Genomic DNA, 18,067 nt, shown 5'->3' with positions numbered 1-18,067 from the left:
GGTGATATTGAAGGCTGGAAAGTCCAGCCCATGACGGCCTAAAACATGCTGCGAACACCGACAAACAGGCGCCGCCCCGGCGCCGCCTCAAAGTAACGCTTGTTGACGTTGTCGTTGACGATCAGCGAACCAGCATAGGTTTTGTCGAGCAGGTTGTCGACGCGGCCGTAAATCAGCATCTTTGCGCCGTTGAAGCGGATTTCCCGGCTCAGGCGCGCATTGAACACCGCGTAGCCCGGCGCTGCGTCTTCGTTCAGGTCATTTACATAGGTTTTGCTTTCCAGGCGCATTTCCAGCCCGGCCTTGACCGATTCGGTGACGCTGGCCTGCACATCGGCGAACAGGCTGTGTCGGGGTGCGCCGGGCAGGCGGTTCCCGGCGGGCACCAGGCCTTGCGCGTTTATGTAAGACGACTTGAAGCGCGCATCGAGAAGCGTGTAGGCCAGGCGCGTATCCAGACCGCCTGCCCAGCGGGCCGCCCACGACGCTTCCAGGCCGCGCCGGGTGGTGCGGTCGGCATTCTGGGAAATCGGCCGGCTGCCGCTCGACTGCGAGACGATCTCGTCCCGGCTGCGCGCCTCGAACAGCGCGGCATCGACACTGTGCGGGCCGCTGCGCAGCTTGACGCCGATTTCGCCCTGCGTGCTTTTGGATGGCTTCAGCGCAAAGTTCGGCCCGGGCTCGCCGCCCGGGCGGTAGGCGCTTTCGGCCAGCGTCGGGGTTTCGAAGCCGGTGCCAAGGTTGGCGTAGACATTAAGCGTTTCTGCGGCATGCCAGACCAGGCCGACGACCGGGCTGGTGTTGCGGTACTGGACGCTGCCGCTGGTATTGCTGTTGCCAGTGTTGAAGCGGTCATCAACGCTAAAGCGCACCCGGCTGGCGCGAATGCCGGCAATCGCCTGCCAGTCGGGCGAAAAAGTCCAGTCGAGCTGGCCGAATACATCGGTGTTGCGCGCCGTGTCGTCCTCGTTGCGGCGCAGCTGCCCGTTGTTGCCGGCGATGTTGTCAAAGCCCTTGCGCGTTTCTCGCAGCTGGTCGGCCTCGACGCCCACGGTCCAGCGCACCGGCAGCTGGTTGACCTGCATCGCATGCGTCCAGCTGGCGCCGACGCCGCCGTAGCTGCGGTCAAGGTTGACCACGCCGTTGGTCTGGAACGCCAGTTTCTGGTCCACCTTGCGCGAACCGCCGTAAATGCGCGCATTGAGCGTGTCGCTGGCGGTCAGCTTGTGCTCAACCACCAGGCCGGCCTGGTTTTGTTCAATGGTCTTGCGGGTGTTGAAGGTGATGGCGCCCGGCACCACCTGGCGCGGGTTCTGCTGGAACTGCAAACGCGTCAGCCCGAGCGGGTCTTCGGCCAGCGGCTGGCGGAACAGGTTGACGATGCCGGTCAGTGTGGTGTCCGCTGACGGTTTGGCGACGACCTTGGTATTGAGTTGCTCGCGCCGCGCCGCGCTATGGTCGCGAAACCCATCCGTTTCGTAGCGCGACACGTCCAGCAGCCCGCCCAGCGTGTCGCTGCCGCCTGCGATGCCTGCGGCCAAATGGCGCTGGCTGTCGGAGCCGGCCCCGACGGACAGGCTGTATTCAGGCTTTTCAGGTGTGACCGGTGGATTTCGGGTGAACACCTGAAGCACCCCGCCGGCCGCATTGCCGTAGAGCTGGGCGAGCGGGCCGCGCAGCAGTTCGATGCGCCTGGCCGAGCTCAAGCTGGCGGTCGCGGCCTGGCCCTGGCCATCGGGCATGGTCGCCGGAATGCTGTCGATCAAAATGCGCACGCCGCGCACGCCAAAGGTCGAGCGCGTGCCAAAGCCACGCACCGACACCTGCAAATCCTGCGCAAAGTTCTGCCGGTCACGAATCTGCAGACCGGGCACGCTGCCCATCAGTTCGGACAGGTTGACCAGCGCCGAAGCGGTGCGAAACGGATCGACCTGCACCGCGTCAATGGCGCCGGGCGCATCGAAGCGCCGCTGCTCGGCCCGGCTGGCGCTGATGACGACCTCCTGCAGCGCGGGGTTCGCGCCTTCCTGCGCCCGGCTCGCGGGTGCCGCCAGGGCCATGGCCAGCAAGGCGGCGCAGGCCAGCCCTATGCCATGGCGCGCCGGCAAGGGAGGGGCGCAAGCGCCGCGAGGCAGGAAAGGGCGTGCTGGGCAGAAATGGATCATGGGTTCGGACGCTGAACGTTGCGTGGCGGATGGATGCATGGGTAGATGCGTGGATGCATGGATGGAAAAGCGAAGTGAACTCCGTTCCGGCCTGGCGCGCCATAGGGAAAACCTCTTTTTGATGTTACTTTCACCAGGCTGGTGCTTGCACAAGCTGGGCCCGAAAAATTTGTTCTCGGACGTTGTTGGTTTAAGCAGCGCATAAACTCCTGCGGTGTCACTTTTCAAATCCGCCTCCACCGTTTCCCTGTTCACATTGCTTTCCCGCATCACCGGTCTGGTGCGCGAACTGCTGATTGCCTCGTCGTTTGGCGCCAGCGCCATGACCGATGCCTTCAATGTGGCCTTTCGCATTCCCAACCTGTTTCGCCGCTTGTTTGCCGAAGGAGCCTTCAGCCAGGCTTTCGTGCCGGTGCTGGCGGCCAACAAGGCGCAGCATGGCGATGCCGCCACCAAGCTGCTCATTGACCGCGTCGCCACGCTGCTGACCTGGATTTTGCTGCTGACTTGCGTCATCGGCGTGGCGGCCGCGCCGCTGCTGGTCTGGGCCATGGCCAGCGGCCTGCAGCAGGAGCCGCGCGGCTATGCGGCGGCGGTGGTCATGACGCGCTGGATGTTCCCGTACATCGCCTTCATGTCGCTGGTGGCGCTGTCGTCGGGCGTGCTCAACACCTGGCGGCGTTTTGCCATTCCGGCCGCCACGCCGGTGCTGCTGAACCTGTCGATGATCCTGGCCGCCTGGCTGGGCGCGCCCTGGTTCAGGTCGCTGGGCATCGAACCGGTGTATGCGCTGGCTGTGGGCGTGATGCTGGGCGGCGTGCTGCAGCTTGGCGTGCAGGTGCCGGCGCTGCTCAGGCTGGGCCTGCTGCCGAACATCGGCTTCAGCCTGTCGGCGCTGCGGGCGGCATGGGCCGAGCCCGGCAGCAAGAACATTGCCAAGCTGATGGTGCCGGCCCTGCTGGGCGTGAGCGTCGCGCAGATTTCCCTGCTCATCAACACCCAGATCGCCTCGCACCTGGCGCCCGGAAGTGTCAGCTGGCTAACTTACGCCGACCGGCTGATGGAATTCCCGACCGCCATGCTGGGCGTGGCCATCGGCGTCGTGCTGACGCCGCAGCTGGCGGCGGCCAATGGCGCGGGCGACGCCGCCAGATACTCGGCCATGCTCGACTGGGGGCTGCGCATCGTCGTGCTGCTGTCCGTGCCGTGCGCGGTGGCGCTGCTGACTTTTTCCGAACCGCTGGTGGCTACGCTCTACCACTACGGCGCGTTCACGGACAGGGATGTGCAGCAGACCACCACCGCGCTGATGGGCTACGGCGCCGGCTTGCTCGGGCTGGTGGCCATCAAGGTGCTGGCGCCCGGGTTTTATGCCAGCCAGAACATCAAGACGCCGGTGAAGATCGCCGTGGTCGTGCTGGTGATCACGCAGTTGCTCAACCTGGTGCTGGTGCCGTATTTCCAGCACGCCGGGCTGGCGCTGGCGATTGGCATTGGCGCGCTGATCAATGCGCTGTCGCTGTTGGTCGGGCTGATCCGGCGCGGCAGCTATGCCCCTGCGCCGGGCTGGGTACTGTTTGGCCTGCAGGTTTTTTCGGCCAGCGCGCTGCTGGCGGTGTTTTTGCTCTGGGCCGCCGATGGCGTGGACTGGATCGGCCTGAAGCACCAGTATTTTCAGCGAATCGGGCTGCTTGCGCTTGTCCTGATTGCTTCTGCTGCTATATATTTCATAGTTCTCCGGGTGTCCGGCCTGAAGCTGCGCAAGCTGATGAAGCGCTGAAACGGACGGGAGTATCGGTTCACGTTTGATGAACCGCAAGCGGCGGTGTATTTACTGATACCCATTGGGGTTCGGTTTGTGAGAAAGTAGCGCCATGCCATTAAATTTTGCCGTTCCGTCGCCGCTTCAATATTTTTCCAGCCTGGTGCAAAGCGATGCGCATTTTCCCTTGCTGGAAGCCGCCGTCAGCCTGGCGCAGGACGAATACCCCGATCTGGACGTCGAGCAGGTGCTGGGCGATGTGGACCAGCTGCTGGCCCGCCTCAAGCGCCGGCTGCCCACTGACGCGCCCGAGCTGCAGCGCCTGCGCGCGCTGAACCAGTTCTTTTTTCGCGACCTGGGCTTTGGCGGCAACATCAACGACTACTACGACCCCGACAACAGCTACCTGAACACCGTGTTGCGCACGCGCCGGGGCATCCCGATCACCCTGGCGGTGCTGTGGCTGGAACTGGCCGTCGGCCTGGGCCTGAATGCGCGCGGCGTGGCCTTTCCCGGGCATTTCATGGTCAAGGTCAACCTGCCCAAGGGCCAGGTGGTGATCGACCCGTTCAACGGCCAGTCGCTGAGCCGCGAGGAACTGGCCGAGCGGCTGGAGCCTTTCCGGCAGCGCAACAGCATCAGCGACGAGTTCGAGGTGCCGATGGGCCTGTACCTGCAATCGGCGCCGCCGCGCGAGATCATCGCCCGCATGCTGCGCAACCTTCAGGACATCCACAAAACCCAGGAAGACTGGCCGCGCCTGATTGCCGTGCAGGACCGCCTGATCGTGCTGCAGCCCGACGCCTGGACCGAATACCGCGACCGGGGCCTGGCCTGGGCGGCGCAGGGCGACGTCGGTTCAGCCGTCGCCGACCTGGAAACCTACCTGGCGCATGCTGACGACGCGCTGGACACCGACGCGATTGCTGCGCGCGTCAGCCAGCTGCGCCGCGCCGGCCACTAAAAATCCAAGCCAAATATGCCTTTTGTGCAGGCGGGCAGGGCGCAAGCAGCTATCGTTATATGAGCATCAGGAATTCGTGCCGCGCCAGCGCCACAGCAGCGCCAGCGCCGCCAGGCTGAACACAGCGCCTGCCGCGAACGTGGCCGGTGCGCCCAGCTGGTCCCACAGCACGCCCGCCACGGTGCTGGCCAGCAGCATCGCCAGTCCGCTCATCAAATTGAAAAAACCAAAGGCCGTGCCGCGCAAGTCGGGCGGTGCCGTATCGGCCACCATGGTGGCGAGCAGGCCCTGCGTCATTGCCATGTGCAGCCCCCACAGCACGATGCCGGCGGAAATCCAGATCAGGCTGCTGCCGGACGCCAGCACCACATCGGCCGCAATCAGCACCACCAGGCCCCATGCCAGCAGCGCGCGGTGGCTGATGGCGTCCGACAGCTTGCCAAACGGATAGGCGCCCGCGGCATAGACGATGTTCATGCCGATCAGCACCAGCGGCGTGTAGGCCACCGGCAGGCCGCCCTGCAGCGCGCGCAGCAGCAAAAACGCCTCGCTGAAGCGGGCCAGCGTGAACACGGCGCCAATGATCACCACGCGCCAGTAGGGCGCGCTCAGGCGGCGCAGGTTGGCTTTGCTGATCGGGTTGACGCGCGGCGCCTCGTTCGGCACGCGCACGCGCTCGGGCTCCTGCACACCGAACAGCAGCAGCGCCACCGCCATGAAGCCCGGAACCATCGCCACCCAGAAAATCGCCCGGAAGTCATTCGCCCAGAGCAGCATCAGGCCCATGGCGATCAGCGGGCCGACGAAGGCGCCCACGGTGTCAAGCGACTGGCGCAGGCCAAACGCCGCGCCGCGCATGCCGGGCGGCGCCAGGTCGGCCACCAGCGCATCGCGTGGTGCGCCGCGAATGCCTTTGCCGACGCGGTCGATCAGACGGGCCGCCAGCACCATGCCGGTGCTTGTCGCCAGGGCAAACAGCGGTTTGGAGGCCGCGCCCAGGCCGTAGCCCAGCACCGCCAGCGGCTTGCGCTTGCCCCAGTAGTCGCTGAGCACGCCCGAGAACACCTTGACGATCAGCGCCGTCGCTTCTGCCGCGCCTTCGATCAGCCCGACGGCCCACATGCTGGTGCCCAGCACCGTCACCATGAACACCGGCAGCAGGCTGTGGACCATCTCGGAAGAAATGTCCATCAACAGGCTGACAAAGCCCAGCGCCCAGATGGCGGCAGGCAGGCGGGGGGCGGGGCTGGTGGGTGGGGTCATGAGGATTGGCCTGGTTATCTTCAACAACGGTCGCCAGCGTGGGTGGCTTATGAATTTTGCATCGCCGGGCTGTACCAGGTGGCACGACCCGTGCCTTGCTCGTCAAGTTCGCGCATCAGGCGGGAGATCAAAAATAGCCGTAAATATAGCCATAAATAGCCGTAACAGCATTGAATACATTACGCAGCGGCAACCCTCAAAACAGCCCCATCTGCACACTGCCCTCTGACTTATTCGTCTTGCTATCAGCCGCAAGTGCGGAGGCCAGTTTACGGGGTGTCCATACTTCTGCCTGATACCAGTTTTCGCCCCAGCCATGATCATCGTTTCCGCAGAACCGGACAAGCCCCTTGCTCAGAAGGTGCTTGCCCAAAAAGTCCGATATTGCGATGAAGTTGGCCTCTTCCTCGTAATGCATGCCACAAATAGTCCGCTCTACCCCTTCCACCGCATCCTGAACCGTGAACTTTTTGCCCCCAGGATGAGTATGCACAAACTCGACACATGCAGCTTGCCAGACGCGATGGTGAGTCCTGAACAGCTTTTGGGGTAAATCATCGGTAGGTTGCCCTTGCAGCCATCCGGTCCAATCCAGCCATGTCGGCCAGGGTACTGTCGGCAACCCCAGTCGTTCAATTATTCTGCGGCCGACATTGAATTCGTTTGGCTGCAGGGCCAATACCCTGAGTACTGCTGTCGCAACACCCTTAAGTCGATGTTCGAGCGCTATTTTCGCCTGGGACGCCGGAGCCGCGCGCAGAATATGCTCGCCCGCCACTATCACGCGAGGAGCACCGTTTGCCAAAACTGCCTTCAAAATCTCGCGGTCCAGCGGCTTTCCAACCCACGCGCTCAGGTCCATCTCCAGTACAGGCGCGTTCAGGCTCATGAGGTCCTGGGCTTTTTGCTCATCCACTTTGTGGGTTACCAAAATCTCGATGCCCAAGCGGCGTCCATCAGCCGACTCAAGCAATGCGTCTAGCCGGCGCGGGCCTGTGGCGTGTTCCAGTCGGCAGGATGAGAACCCAAAGGGGGCTGCCGCCGATTCGAAGGTTTGCGTGTGCTTACGGGTGAGACTGTCGATAGCGGTAACGGCGCCGGACACCTTGGGCACAAGGATTTCAGTCAGCTCGTGCAGGAGTTCTTTTCCTGCTAGGTGCAAAGCGGTCTCAGCGCAGGCACGGTGCGACGCACCCGAGACATGTCCAAAGTGCCACGCGTTCACCTTACCCTGTTTCGCCAGTACAGGGGACCTGCAGCCGAGGCAGATGCACCCGCAAGCGGAGCCCCTTGGCACTTGAGTCACGTCAACGATTGACCCTTCTGCGCCGCGCGCAAAGTACATGAGCGCTTCAGCCATTAGTGCCGCACCTACCAAACGGAGCCGTTGTCGACACCAACCTTTGCTGCACGACCACGGCAAGTCTCCTTTTTATTTTCGGAAGAGGTATTGGGGGGTCAGGTCTTGCATTGAAAAATTTCCATTCCCCCGTCCCGTCGAATGAATTTGCACTGCCGTCACAAGCCCCAGCCCGGCATTTTTCAGCCCACGGTAACGCTAGCCCCCTCACCCCGAGCCGCAATCACCCCAATCTCATAAACCGTCTCACCCGCCGCAAGCAGCATCTCAGCGCAAGCAGCAGCATTGGCCCCGTCAATCACCACCACCATGCCGATGCCGTTATTAAACGTGCGGTTCATTTCAAAGTCCGAAATCGCGGCGGTCGATTGCAGCCAGGCAAACAGCTCGGTCTGCGGCCAGCTGCCTTTGGTCAGGTGCGCGGCCGTGCCTTCGGGCAGCACGCGCGGAATGTTTTCCAGCAGGCCGCCGCCGGTGATGTGGGCCAGCGCCTTGATCGGGTGGGCTGCCAGCGCGGCCAGCACGTTTTTGACGTAAAGGCGGGTCGGCTCCATCAGCGCCTCTTTGAACGGCTTGCCGTCCAGCGTGGCGGGCAGGTCGGCGCCGGCGCGTTCAATGCATTTGCGCACCAGGCTGAAACCGTTGGAATGCACGCCGCTGCTGGCCAAGCCGAGCACCACGTCGCCGGGGGTCACGTCCTTGCCGGTCAGGATTTTGGATTTTTCAACCGCGCCGACGGCAAAACCGGCCAGGTCGTATTCACCTGACGGGTACATGCCGGGCATCTCGGCGGTTTCGCCGCCGATCAGCGCGCAGCCGCTCAGCTCGCAGCCTTTGGCGATGCCGCCGACCACCGCTGCGGCAACTTCCACGTCGAGCTTGCCGCAGGCGAAATAGTCGAGGAAAAACAGCGGTTCGGCGCCTTGCACCAGCACGTCGTTGACACTCATGGCGACTAGGTCGATGCCGACGGTGTCGTGCATGTTCCATTCAAACGCCAGCTTGAGCTTGGTGCCCACGCCGTCGGTGCCGCTGACCAGCACGGGTTCCTTGTAGCGCTTGGGCACTTCAAACAGCGCGCCAAAGCCGCCGATGCCGGCCAGCACGCCTTCGCGCATGGTCTTTTTGGCCAGTGGCTTGATGCGTTCAACCAGGGCATCGCCCGCGTCGATGTCAACGCCGGCGTCTTTGTAGGAAAGGGGGGTAGTGGTCATGGTGTCGGGGGTAATGCGGTGGGAGCCGGGAAAGCTCGAAGGGGCAGGGCGGTGGTCGGGAGCCCGCTGGCCAAGCCCGATAGAATCCAGCCTGAGATTCTAAAGGCTATCCCCCTAGCTTCTGCCGGCCCTTTGCGGGCCAGCGCATTCCAAGGCTTCATGCAACCTAACCTGATCCCCCAACGCGCCGAGACCTGGTGCCCGACCCGCGCACCTGCCGCCAGGCGTCTTTCGCGTGCCCTCTGAAACCGGGATGCGACCCGCTAAGCCCGCCATGAAACAACTTGCCCTGGACATCGGACTCGCATCCGACCCTTCGTTTGCCAATTTCTTCGTCGGACCAAATGAAGCGGCGGTACGGCAGCTGGCATCGTGGGCGCAAAGCCCCTTGGATTCGCCGGTTCCCACTTACCTATGGGGCGACGAAGCCAGCGGCAAGACGCATCTGCTCAAGGCGGTCAGCCAAGCCCTGCGCGACCAGGGCGCTTCGAGCGGCTGGATGGATGCGTCGATGCTGGAGCCGCCGGAGTTCAACGAAGCCTGGTCAGCCGTCATCATGGACGACTGCCACCTGTATTCCGCAGCGCAGCAGCGCACTGCCTTCAACTGGTTCGTCAATGCGCTGAGCACCGACGACGGCCACCCGCGCTGGGTGGTGGCCGCCGGCAATGTGCCGCCGGCCGACCTGCCGCTGCGCGAGGACCTGCGCACCCGCCTGGGCTGGGGCCATGTGTTTGCCCTGCAGGCGCTGAGCGACGACGAGCGGCGCGCCGTGATCAAGCAGGAAGCCGACGCGCGCGGGTTTTTGCTCGGCGGCGAGGTCATGGATTTCATGCTGACGCGCTTCTCGCGCGACCTGGGCAGCCTGATGCAACTGCTCGACAAGCTCGACAGCTACGCGCTGCAAACCAAGCGGGCCATCACGATCCCGCTGATCAAAACCATGCTGGAGACGGAATGACGGTTGAGGTGAATGCGGACAAAGAAGTTGCCGCGAATAAAGCAGCAATGCCGCTGAAACTGGCGTTATTTGATCTGGACCACACCCTGATCCCGATTGATTCCGACTACGAATGGGGCGAGTTCACGATTGCGCTGGGCTGGTGCGACGCGACCGAATTCAAGCGCCGCAATGCCGAGTTCTTTGAGCAATACCGCGCCGGAACGCTCGACATCCATGACTATGTGCGTTTTGCCACCCAGGCCATCCGCGCGCAGGGCACTATCAATTCAATAGCTGCTCACGCCCGCTTCATGAGCGAGATCGTGCATAAAGCCATAAAAAGCCAGGCGCTCGAACTGGTCGGGTGGCACCGCGCGGCCGGCGACGAGCTGGTCATCGTGACGGCTACCAACGAATTCGTGACCCGTCCGATTGCCGATGCCTTTGGCGTATCGGAACTGATCGCGGTGGAACTGGAGCGCGACGCCCGGGGCCAGTTGACCGGCGAAATCAGGGGCACGCCGTCGGCTAGAGAAGGCAAGGTCACGCGCATGGAACAATGGCTGGCCGCCCGGAATCTGGACTGGGACGATGTGCACACGACGTTTTACACCGATTCGATGAACGATCTGGCGCTGCTGGAAAAGGTCACCGACCCGGTCGCCACCAACCCTGACCCGCGCCTGCGGGCACTGGCCACTGAACGCGGATGGCGCATACTTGACCTGTTTTAAGCGCCACGGATGGCGCTTGCCGCCGGGCAGCGGCGGCCGGTTCCGACCTGAAGCGCGTAGGGACAACGCTTGCTGCCAAGGGGCGGCATCTCCCTCAAAATTTTAAATTTCATGATCAAAAAATTCATCGACAAGCTGTTCGGCAAAGCCGACAGCGCCGAATCCCCTTCAAAACGGATTCCAAAATCCCCCTTCGGCAAGCGCCACGACATCGAGTTCAAGGACCACGGCATCAACGTTAAGCTGGTCGATGAACGCGCCATGGACGTGGTGCATGTGCTCAAGCAGGCGGGTTTTGAGGCCTATATCGTCGGCGGCGCGGTGCGCGACCTGCTGGTCGGCTTGCGGCCCAAGGATTTCGACGTGGCCACCGACGCCACGCCCGAGCAGGTCAAGAGCCTGTTTCGCCGTGCCTTTATCATCGGCCGGCGCTTTCGCATCGTCCACGTTATTTACGGCCGCGGCCGCGAGCATGAGGTGATCGAGGTCTCGACCTTTCGCGCCCACATGGACAACGCCCTGGCCGAGCAGGTTGGCGGCAACGAGCGCACCAGCAAGAGCGAACTCGCCGGCATGAAGCATGCCGTGCATGCGTCGGGCCGCGTGCTGCGCGACAACGTCTGGGGCCCGATGGAAGAAGATGCCGCGCGGCGCGACTTCACCATCAACGCCATGTACTACGACCCGGAAACGCAAGTCGTCGTCGATTACCACAACGGCATTGGCGACGCCAAGAAAAAGATCGTGCGCATGATCGGCAACCCGGCGCTGCGCTACCGCGAGGACCCGGTGCGCATCATCCGCGCCGTGCGTTTTGGCGCCAAGCTCAAGGCGCTGGGCTTCAAGTTCGAGGAGAAAACGGCGGCGCCACTGAAAGAAATGTGCGGCCTGCTGGCCGACGTGCCGCAGTCGCGGCTGTTCGACGAAATGCTGAAGTTGCTGCAGACCGGCCATTCGCTGGCCAGCATCGCCCAGCTCAAGGAGCTCGGCATGGGCACCGGCATTTACCCGCTGCTCGACGTGGTGGTTGAAATGGCCGACGACCCGTTCCTGAAACTTGCGCTGCAGGACACCGACCGCCGCGTCGGCGAAGGCAAGCCGGTTGCGCCCAGCTTTTTGTTGTCGTGCGTGCTCTGGTCCGATGTGCGCAGCGGCTGGGACCGGCGCCTCAAACGCAATGAACCCGCCATGCCGGCGCTGCAGGATTCGATTGATGAGGCCTTTAACGCCAAGATCGGCGATGTGTCGGGACGTGGCAAGCTGGGCATCGACATGCGCGAGATCTGGACCATGCAGCCGCGTTTTGAAAAGCGTGTGGGCAATGCGCCGTATTCGCTGCTGGAGCAGCCGCGCTTTCGCGCCGGATTTGACTTTTTGCGCCTGCGCGGCCAGATCGGCGAGATCGACCCGGCGCTGGGCGAATGGTGGGAGAAATTCAGCACCGCCTACGACGACGAGCGCCACGACATGATCGAGGCGATTCGCGAATCGCAGCAGAAAAAGCCGCAGCCGCGCACACGCGTTAAGCGGGCTGTTGCCGACGAGGGCGCTCGGCCCGTTGACACGGCGCCAGCGCTATCGTCCGGCAGCCGCCCGGGCGACGCTGACGGGCTGGAACTGCCCTTGCAGGATGGCGATGCCGCCCCGGCCAAGAAGCGCCGGCGTCGCCGCAAGCCCGCCAGCCGTGCGGCCGAGGGCCAGGAGGGCGGAAACGAAACGCCGCAATCCGCCGATGCTTCCCCGGCCACTGGCGACTGAGCGCAAACGCCGCGCCATGCGCACGGGCTGGTCGCAACCAACAGCGGTTGCCGGGCGTGAACCGGTCATCGCCTATGTCGCGCTGGGCGCCAACCTGGGCGATGCCCGGGCTGCGCTGCGCCGAGCGATGCACTCTCTTGAAGAGCTGCCTCTCACGCAAGTGCGCCAACGGTCCGGACTTTACAAAACCGCACCGCTGGACACCGATTCCGGCAATGAAGTCGCAGCGCCCGGGGCAGACTACCTGAATGCCGTCGTGGAAATTGAAACCGGCCTGAATGCATGCGCCTTGCTAGACCAGTTGCAGCAACTGGAGCTGCGGGCCGGGCGGGAGAGGCCGTTTCGCAATGCGCCCCGCACCCTGGACCTGGACCTGCTGCTGTATGGCAGCGCTCGCATCGAGTCAGCTCGGCTGTCGGTGCCGCATCCGCGCATGATGCAGCGGGCATTCGTACTGGTGCCGCTGGCCGAGATTGCACTTGGCCAGGTCAGCACGGCGCAGCTCGACGCTGTGCAGCACCAAGCCATCGAACGGTTGGGAAGATTGGCGGTTTAGGGCGCCAGCCGCTCGCGCAGCCAGCTGGCATCGTCCTGCAGCGTGTAGCGCAGGCGGTCATGCAGGCGGCTTTTGCGGCCTTGCCAGAACTGCCAGTTGTCGGGCTTGAGCCGGTAGCCGCCCCAGTGCGCAGGGCGCGGCGGCTGCAGCATGAATTTGGCGCCGTACTTGGCGGCATTGGCCAGCAGCACGCCACGGCCGGAAATCACCTCGCTTTGCGGGCTGGCCCAGGCGCCAATGCGCGAATCGAGCGGCCGGCTGTGGAAGTAGGCATCGCTTTCTTCATCCGAGACTTTTTCGACCACTCCTTCGATGCGCACCACGCGTTCAAGCTCGACCCAGTGAAACTGCAGCGCAGCATACGGGTTGCCGGCCAGCTCCAGCCCCTTGCGACTGGCGTAGTTGGTGTACCAGACGATGCCCTGCGCGTTGAAGCCCTTGATCAGCACCACGCGGGTGGACGGCCGCAGGTTGCTGGACACGGTGGCCAGCGTCATGGCATTGGGTTCGGGCACCTGGGCGGAAATGGCTTCGCTGAGCCACTGGTCGAATTGATTCAGTGGGTCGGCATGCGAGGCGTCTTCGTTGAGCTCGGCGCGCTCGTAGCTTTTGCGAAGGTCGGCGATGGAGGTGTGATCAAGCATGGCCCGGAGTATAAAGTCCGGTGCCAGGTTTTCGCCGGTGAAGACTCAGCTTGGGGTCACCACGGCGCAGGCCAGGCGTGGTCCGGAATTGCCGGTGGGCTGGGTGGTGTAGTCGTCGGGATCGCGGTGCACGATCAGCCCCCGGCCGATGATGTTGCCGGTGCCGCTGCCGACGGAAATGCCTGTGGACTCGAAGCTGAATCTGGCGACACCGCTGGCATCGGCCGTGAGGCTGGGCAGGTCCCCTGCGTGATGCGCCATGACGGCATGCTTGCCGTGGGGCTGGCCGGTGGGATTGAAGTGGCCACCCGCGCTCATGCCGTCGCCACTGGAGCAGTCGCCTTTTTCATGCAGGTGAAAGCCGTGCTCGGCCTTGGGCTTGAGCCCGCTGACCATGCCGGAAACCAGTACCTTGTCGTCGCTCTGGGTAAAGGTGACCGAGCCGCTGGCGGTATTGCCGGTGGTGCTTTGCAGCTGGGCCACGGCGCGCGGACCCGTGGTGGTGCTGGTGCAGGCGCCAAGTGCCAGCACGCTGGCCAGCAGGATAAAGGTGCGTGTCATGAAGTCTCCCTGGAGTGGTTGTTGAAGCGGGAAGGCGGGCCGGTGTGGCGATTCACGCCAGCGCCGCCGAATGCGCGCTGCCTGTCAGTGCCCGGCCAGCTGCAGCAGCTTCCCAAGCGCCTGGTCGTCAATGCCGAGCATGCGCAGTTTGTCATAGGTTAGCTGCGCGTACTCGCGCGTTGTGCCGTAACGGCCGCAGGCACTGGAAAATATCTGCCGGTAGTGATCTTCGCTAAGCACGCCAGTGTGGTTGGGGCTGCGTCGGGACAGCGTGAAGGCCAGTGCCTTGATGTCGCCCTGCGCCGTGCGGCAGCGCAGCCACTTCGGGTCGTAGACGCCGTTGGGCATTTCGCGTGCCCACAGTGCGGGCAGGACATCGGGTACATGGTTTTTGGGCAGCCGATAGGCCATTCCCTTGCAACTGCCGCCGGGCAGCAGGCCAAACACCAGACCCGGCAACGCAGGCGAGCCGCGGTTGACGCGGCTCCACATTTTCAGCGCGCGGTGATAACCGTGCAGGGTGGCAAAACGTTCTTCGGCCGATTCGAATTCAGGCCGCCAGATCAGCGAGGCATAGCCGAAGATCCACAAGTCGGTCTGGCCGCCCCATTCCCGCATTGCGGCGTCAAACATGACGGCGGGATCACGGGCTTTGTAAGCCAATTCGCAAGGGGTGTTTGCTAGAGTGGTCACAGCCTCACTTTACAATATTGGCAGGTTTTTTTTAAAGGAAGTTTCCCATGTTTTCTCAAGATGACGACAGCGCGCAACGCGTGGCGCTGTTTCTGGTGTTTGGTTTGATTGCCATTGTTGTGGCCTCTGTGCTGGTGTTTGGCGTGAACCACCGCGGCGTTTCGGCCAAGGGTGCGGGCGCCCCGGCTGCCCAGGAAGCTGCCGCGCCGGGCGTGGCCGCCGATCCCGCGCCCTCCAGTGCAACGGCGCAGGCGGCTTCTGACGCGGCCAGCGTCAAGGTCGAGCAGGGCATTGTCAAGTTCTACTTTGCTTCCGGCAAGGCCGACCTGGCCGCTGGTGCCAGTGAGGCGCTGATTGACGTGGTCAAGGGTGCGCAGGCGGGCCGCAAGGTCGCGATTTCGGGTTTCCACGACGCCACCGGCAACGCGGCGCAAAATGCCGAACTGGCCAAGCAGCGGGCGCTGGCCGTGCGCGGTGCCCTGACGGCAGCGGGCGTGGCCGAGAGCCAGATCGAGCTCAAAAAGCCCGAGCAGATTGCCGGCAACGCTGCGGGCAGCGACGCCGAAGCCCGCCGCGTCGAAATCAGCCTCGAATAACCCGCGCCATGCCGGCCTTCGCGGCTGGTGGCATGACTCCGCAGCGGTTGGCGCCCTGCGGATTTTTTTTGCCCGCGCCTCGTTTGGTAACCGCAAGGTAACCATTCGGGGTGAAAACTGCCACGATGTTGGTTACCATAGTTGCCGTAATAAAGTTACATCCCCAGGTCCGGGATGGCTTGATTGAAAGGTTTCACCATGGCGCTTCACTCCGCTGTTTCAGACATTACCGCCCGCATCAAGGAGCGCAGCCAGCCGACGCGCAGCGCCTATCTGGCGCAACTGCAGGCTGACGGCAGCCGCAAGCCGAGCATGGACCGCATGGGCTGCGCCAACATCGCGCATGCGGTGGCCGGCATGCCCCTTAGCGACCGCTTCAAGCTGGTGACCGAGCGCCGGCCCAACATCGGCATCGTCACCGCCTACAACGACATGCTGTCGGCGCACACGCCCCTGCTGGGCTATCCGGCGCTGATCAAGGACGAGGCGCGCAGGCACGGCGCCACGGCGCAGGTGGCGGGCGGCGTGCCGGCCATGTGCGACGGCGTGACGCAGGGCACCAGCGGCATGGAACTGAGCTTGTTCAGCCGCGACGTGATCGCCATGGGCACGGCCATTGCCCTGTCGCACGACATGTTCGACGCGGCGCTGCTGCTCGGCGTGTGCGACAAGATCGTTCCGGGCCTGCTGATCGGCGCGCTGCAGTTCGGCCATTTGCCGATGGTGTTCGTGCCGGCAGGCCCCATGCCCTCAGGCCTGCCGAACAAGGAAAAGGCCCGCATCCGCGAGCAGGCCGCGCAGGGACTGGTCGGGCGCGATGCGTTGTTAGAGGGCGAACTCAAGTCCTACCACAGCCCCGGCACCTGCACCTTCTACGGCACGGCCAACAGCAACCAGATGCTGATGGAGGCCATGGGCCTGCATGTGCCGGGCACGGCGTTTGTCCAGCCGGGCGAGCTGCTGCGCGACGAACTCACGCGCGAGGCGGCACGCACCGTGCTCGGCATCACCAAGTCCAAACGCTTTGCGCCCATCGGCCAGGTGGTCGATGAACGCGCCATCGTCAACGCCATGGTCGCGCTGCTGGCCACCGGCGGCTCGACCAACCACCTGATTCACTGGGTGGCGGTGGCGCAGTCGGCCGGTATCGTGATTGACTGGAACGACTTTTCGGCGCTGTCCGATGTCGTTCCGCTGCTCACGCACATTTACCCCAACGGCAGCGCCGACGTGAACGACTTCCAGGCGGCCGGTGGACCAGGGCTGGTGATTCGCGAACTGCTGGACGCCGGCTTCATGCACGAGGATGTGCTGACGGTGCGTGAAGGCGGCATCCGCGAATATGCGCGCATTCCCGTGATGGACGACGCGACGCTGGCCTGGCGGGACGTCGGCGATTCGAAGGATGAGTCCATCATTCGTCCCGCTGGCCGGCCGTTCAGCGCCACCGGCGGCCTCAAGCTGCTGACGGGCAATCTGGGTCGCAGCGTGATCAAGGTGTCGGCCGTGCCCGATGACCGGCATGTGATTGAAGCACCGGCCCGGGTGTTTGATTCGCAGGAGGATTTGCTGCAGGCCTTCAGCGCCGGCGAACTTGAACGCATGTGCACAGAAAACGTGCAACGCGGCGTGGTCTGCGTGGTGCGCTGGCAGGGGCCGCAGGCCAACGGCATGCCCGAGCTGCACAAGCTCACCCCGCCGCTGGCGGTGCTGCAGGGCAAGGGCTTTCGGGTGGCGCTGGTGACCGATGGCCGCATGAGCGGCGCGTCGGGCAAGGTGCCGGCGGCGATTCATGTGTCGCCCGAAGCGGCGGCGGGCGGCCCGCTGGCCAAGGTGATGGACGGCGACGTGATCCGCGTCGATGCGCTCACGGGTGAGTTGCAGGTGTTGGTGCCCGACATCGCGTGGGCCGCGCGGCCTGTCAGCGTGATGCCCGGTGAATTGCGCCAGCGCAACGGTGTCGGCATGGGCCGGGGATTGTTCGCAAACATGCGCGCTAGAGCATTGACCGCCGAAAAAGGAGCCATGTCATGGATGTAACGATGGATATCAGCACCAAACTGAGCGCCTTGCAGGTCATGCGGGACGCGCCCGTGATCCCGGTCATCGTGCTGAACGATGTTGGCCAGGCCGTGCTGCTGGCCCGCGCCTTGGTGGCCGGCGGCATCCGCATGCTCGAAGTCACCCTGCGAACGCCGCAGGCGCTGGCCTGCATCGAGGCGATTGCCCGCGACGTGCCCGAGGCCGTGGTCGGCGCGGGCACGGTGCGTTCTGCCTCCGATGCGCAGGCCTGCGCCATGGCCGGCGCGCGCTTTGTCGTCAGCCCCGGCTACACCCACGCGGTCGGCCAGGCCTGCCGCGATGCTGGCCTGTCGCTGCTGCCCGGCGTGGCAACCGGCAGCGAAATCATGATGGCGCAGGAGGACGGCTTGACCGAGCTGAAGTTCTTCCCGGCGCTGCAGGCGGGCGGCAGCGCCATGCTCAAGGCCTGGGGCGGACCGTTTGGCGATGTGAAGTTCTGCCCGACCGGCGGCATCACCATGGCCAATGCGGCCGAGTTTCTGGCGCTGCCCAATGTGGTCTGCGTCGGCGGCTCGTGGCTGACGCCGGCAGACGCGGTGGCGCGCGGCGACTGGGCGCAGATCACAACGCTGGCCGCCCAGGCTTGCCAACTGGTGCGTACGAACGCTTGACGCGAAAAATCCGGGAAATGGCCAGGATTTTTAATCAAATCAGCCGTTTGCGCAGGCTGGGTAAGCGCCAGCAGCTATTTAAAAAAGGGGCTTAGGAAGCAGAGGCGATTAAAGCGGGTTGCTTCTGAGCAAGGCCAGCAGGGCATGATAAAGGCTTTGAT

16 protein-coding genes are annotated in these 18,067 nt (G+C 63.9%); 9 read left to right on the top strand and 7 right to left on the bottom strand.

Annotated features, from left to right (window positions below):
* Positions 1–38 precede the first annotated feature (38 nt).
* Positions 39–2,204, bottom strand: coding sequence for a TonB-dependent receptor family protein (locus ACP7AD_RS17185; RefSeq protein ID WP_426148949.1), 2,166 nt, complete (start codon positions 2,202–2,204; stop codon positions 39–41).
* Positions 2,205–2,379: 175 nt separating this feature from the next.
* Between ACP7AD_RS17185 and murJ the strand changes: the two genes are divergently transcribed.
* Positions 2,380–3,945, top strand: a complete 1,566-nt coding sequence (gene murJ / locus ACP7AD_RS17180; RefSeq protein WP_426148950.1) for a murein biosynthesis integral membrane protein MurJ — start codon at positions 2,380–2,382, stop codon at positions 3,943–3,945.
* Between the two features lie 94 nt (positions 3,946–4,039).
* Positions 4,040–4,891 carry a SirB1 family protein gene (locus tag ACP7AD_RS17175; RefSeq protein WP_426148951.1) on the top strand — a complete coding sequence of 284 codons (852 nt, stop codon included), beginning with the start codon at positions 4,040–4,042 and terminating at the stop codon, positions 4,889–4,891.
* A 66-nt stretch (positions 4,892–4,957) separates the two neighbouring features.
* On the opposite strand, the gene ACP7AD_RS17170 is transcribed toward ACP7AD_RS17175, so the two are convergent.
* The 3 genes from ACP7AD_RS17170 to purM all read right to left on the bottom strand — a co-directional run bounded on the left by ACP7AD_RS17170 (position 4,958) and on the right by purM (position 8,728).
* Positions 4,958–6,154 (bottom strand): MFS transporter, encoded by a 1,197-nt coding sequence (locus tag ACP7AD_RS17170; RefSeq protein WP_426148952.1) that lies wholly within the window; start codon positions 6,152–6,154, stop codon positions 4,958–4,960.
* A 196-nt stretch (positions 6,155–6,350) separates the two neighbouring features.
* On the bottom strand, positions 6,351–7,316 hold the full coding sequence (locus ACP7AD_RS17165; RefSeq protein ID WP_426148953.1) for a hypothetical protein: 966 nt from the start codon (positions 7,314–7,316) through the stop codon (positions 6,351–6,353).
* A gap of 380 nt (positions 7,317–7,696) precedes the next feature.
* Positions 7,697–8,728: a phosphoribosylformylglycinamidine cyclo-ligase gene (gene purM, locus ACP7AD_RS17160; RefSeq protein ID WP_426148954.1), complete on the bottom strand. Its 1,032-nt coding sequence runs from the start codon at positions 8,726–8,728 to the stop codon at positions 7,697–7,699.
* 274 nt (positions 8,729–9,002) lie between these two features.
* Here purM and hda point away from each other — a divergent pair, with 274 nt between their 5' ends.
* The 4 genes from hda to folK all read left to right on the top strand — a co-directional run bounded on the left by hda (position 9,003) and on the right by folK (position 12,719).
* Entirely contained in the window at positions 9,003–9,689 is a 687-nt protein-coding gene (gene hda / locus ACP7AD_RS17155) for a DnaA regulatory inactivator Hda (RefSeq protein WP_426148955.1), read from the top strand.
* Positions 9,690–9,736: 47 nt separating this feature from the next.
* Positions 9,737–10,405 (top strand): HAD family hydrolase, encoded by a 669-nt coding sequence (locus tag ACP7AD_RS17150; protein WP_426148956.1) that lies wholly within the window; start codon positions 9,737–9,739, stop codon positions 10,403–10,405.
* 111 nt (positions 10,406–10,516) lie between these two features.
* Positions 10,517–12,163: a polynucleotide adenylyltransferase PcnB gene (gene pcnB / locus ACP7AD_RS17145; protein WP_426148957.1), complete on the top strand. Its 1,647-nt coding sequence runs from the start codon at positions 10,517–10,519 to the stop codon at positions 12,161–12,163.
* 16 nt (positions 12,164–12,179) lie between these two features.
* The gene (gene folK, locus ACP7AD_RS17140) at positions 12,180–12,719 is read left to right on the top strand and encodes a 2-amino-4-hydroxy-6-hydroxymethyldihydropteridine diphosphokinase (protein WP_426148963.1); all 540 of its coding nucleotides are present in this window, start codon (positions 12,180–12,182) and stop codon (positions 12,717–12,719) included.
* Here folK and pdxH read toward each other — a convergent pair.
* From pdxH to ACP7AD_RS17125, 3 genes are all read right to left on the bottom strand, one after another.
* Positions 12,716–13,363, bottom strand: a complete 648-nt coding sequence (gene pdxH, locus ACP7AD_RS17135; RefSeq protein ID WP_426148958.1) for a pyridoxamine 5'-phosphate oxidase — start codon at positions 13,361–13,363, stop codon at positions 12,716–12,718. The genes folK and pdxH overlap by 4 nt on opposite strands.
* 45 nt (positions 13,364–13,408) lie before the next feature.
* Positions 13,409–13,924 carry a superoxide dismutase family protein gene (locus ACP7AD_RS17130; protein WP_426148959.1) on the bottom strand — a complete coding sequence of 172 codons (516 nt, stop codon included), beginning with the start codon at positions 13,922–13,924 and terminating at the stop codon, positions 13,409–13,411.
* Between the two features lie 84 nt (positions 13,925–14,008).
* A complete protein-coding gene (locus ACP7AD_RS17125; protein ID WP_426148964.1) occupies positions 14,009–14,542 on the bottom strand; it encodes a gamma-glutamylcyclotransferase in 534 nt (177 codons plus the stop codon).
* 122 nt (positions 14,543–14,664) lie between these two features.
* On the opposite strand from ACP7AD_RS17125, the gene ACP7AD_RS17120 reads away from it, so the two are divergent.
* The 3 genes from ACP7AD_RS17120 to eda all read left to right on the top strand — a co-directional run bounded on the left by ACP7AD_RS17120 (position 14,665) and on the right by eda (position 17,906).
* Positions 14,665–15,213, top strand: coding sequence for an OmpA family protein (locus ACP7AD_RS17120; protein ID WP_426148960.1), 549 nt, complete (start codon positions 14,665–14,667; stop codon positions 15,211–15,213).
* Between the two features lie 198 nt (positions 15,214–15,411).
* Positions 15,412–17,253 carry a phosphogluconate dehydratase gene (edd, locus tag ACP7AD_RS17115; RefSeq protein ID WP_426148961.1) on the top strand — a complete coding sequence of 614 codons (1,842 nt, stop codon included), beginning with the start codon at positions 15,412–15,414 and terminating at the stop codon, positions 17,251–17,253.
* Positions 17,244–17,906 carry a bifunctional 4-hydroxy-2-oxoglutarate aldolase/2-dehydro-3-deoxy-phosphogluconate aldolase gene (gene eda, locus ACP7AD_RS17110; RefSeq protein WP_426148962.1) on the top strand — a complete coding sequence of 221 codons (663 nt, stop codon included), beginning with the start codon at positions 17,244–17,246 and terminating at the stop codon, positions 17,904–17,906. The genes edd and eda overlap by 10 nt, the downstream gene beginning before the upstream one ends.
* Positions 17,907–18,067 lie beyond the last annotated feature (161 nt).

The sequence above is a fragment of the Polaromonas sp. DSP2-3-2b2 genome, from assembly GCF_049895905.1.
GTDB lineage: Bacteria > Pseudomonadota > Gammaproteobacteria > Burkholderiales > Burkholderiaceae_C > Polaromonas.
Note: the sequence above shows the minus strand (reverse complement) of the source record. Positions and strands in the feature narration are given on the sequence as shown.

Excerpts from the sequence above, each read along its gene's own strand:
- ACP7AD_RS17130 (WP_426148959.1), bottom strand. The coding sequence starts at position 13,924 with ATGACACGCACCTTTATCCTGCTGGCCAGCGTGCTGGCACTTGGCGCC.
- ACP7AD_RS17125 (WP_426148964.1), bottom strand. The coding sequence starts at position 14,542 with ATGCGGGAATGGGGCGGCCAGACCGACTTGTGGATCTTCGGCTATGCC.
- ACP7AD_RS17170 (WP_426148952.1), bottom strand. The coding sequence starts at position 6,154 with ATGACCCCACCCACCAGCCCCGCCCCCCGCCTGCCTGCCGCCATCTGG.
- purM (WP_426148954.1), bottom strand. The coding sequence starts at position 8,728 with ATGACCACTACCCCCCTTTCCTACAAAGACGCCGGCGTTGACATCGAC.
- ACP7AD_RS17120 (WP_426148960.1), top strand. The coding sequence starts at position 14,665 with ATGTTTTCTCAAGATGACGACAGCGCGCAACGCGTGGCGCTGTTTCTG.
- folK (WP_426148963.1), top strand. The coding sequence starts at position 12,180 with ATGCGCACGGGCTGGTCGCAACCAACAGCGGTTGCCGGGCGTGAACCG.
- edd (WP_426148961.1), top strand. The coding sequence starts at position 15,412 with ATGGCGCTTCACTCCGCTGTTTCAGACATTACCGCCCGCATCAAGGAG.
- ACP7AD_RS17150 (WP_426148956.1), top strand. The coding sequence starts at position 9,737 with ATGCCGCTGAAACTGGCGTTATTTGATCTGGACCACACCCTGATCCCG.
- pdxH (WP_426148958.1), bottom strand. The coding sequence starts at position 13,363 with ATGCTTGATCACACCTCCATCGCCGACCTTCGCAAAAGCTACGAGCGC.
- ACP7AD_RS17175 (WP_426148951.1), top strand. The coding sequence starts at position 4,040 with ATGCCATTAAATTTTGCCGTTCCGTCGCCGCTTCAATATTTTTCCAGC.
- pcnB (WP_426148957.1), top strand. The coding sequence starts at position 10,517 with ATGATCAAAAAATTCATCGACAAGCTGTTCGGCAAAGCCGACAGCGCC.
- ACP7AD_RS17185 (WP_426148949.1), bottom strand. The coding sequence starts at position 2,204 with ATGCATCCATCCGCCACGCAACGTTCAGCGTCCGAACCCATGATCCAT.
- hda (WP_426148955.1), top strand. The coding sequence starts at position 9,003 with ATGAAACAACTTGCCCTGGACATCGGACTCGCATCCGACCCTTCGTTT.
- eda (WP_426148962.1), top strand. The coding sequence starts at position 17,244 with ATGGATGTAACGATGGATATCAGCACCAAACTGAGCGCCTTGCAGGTC.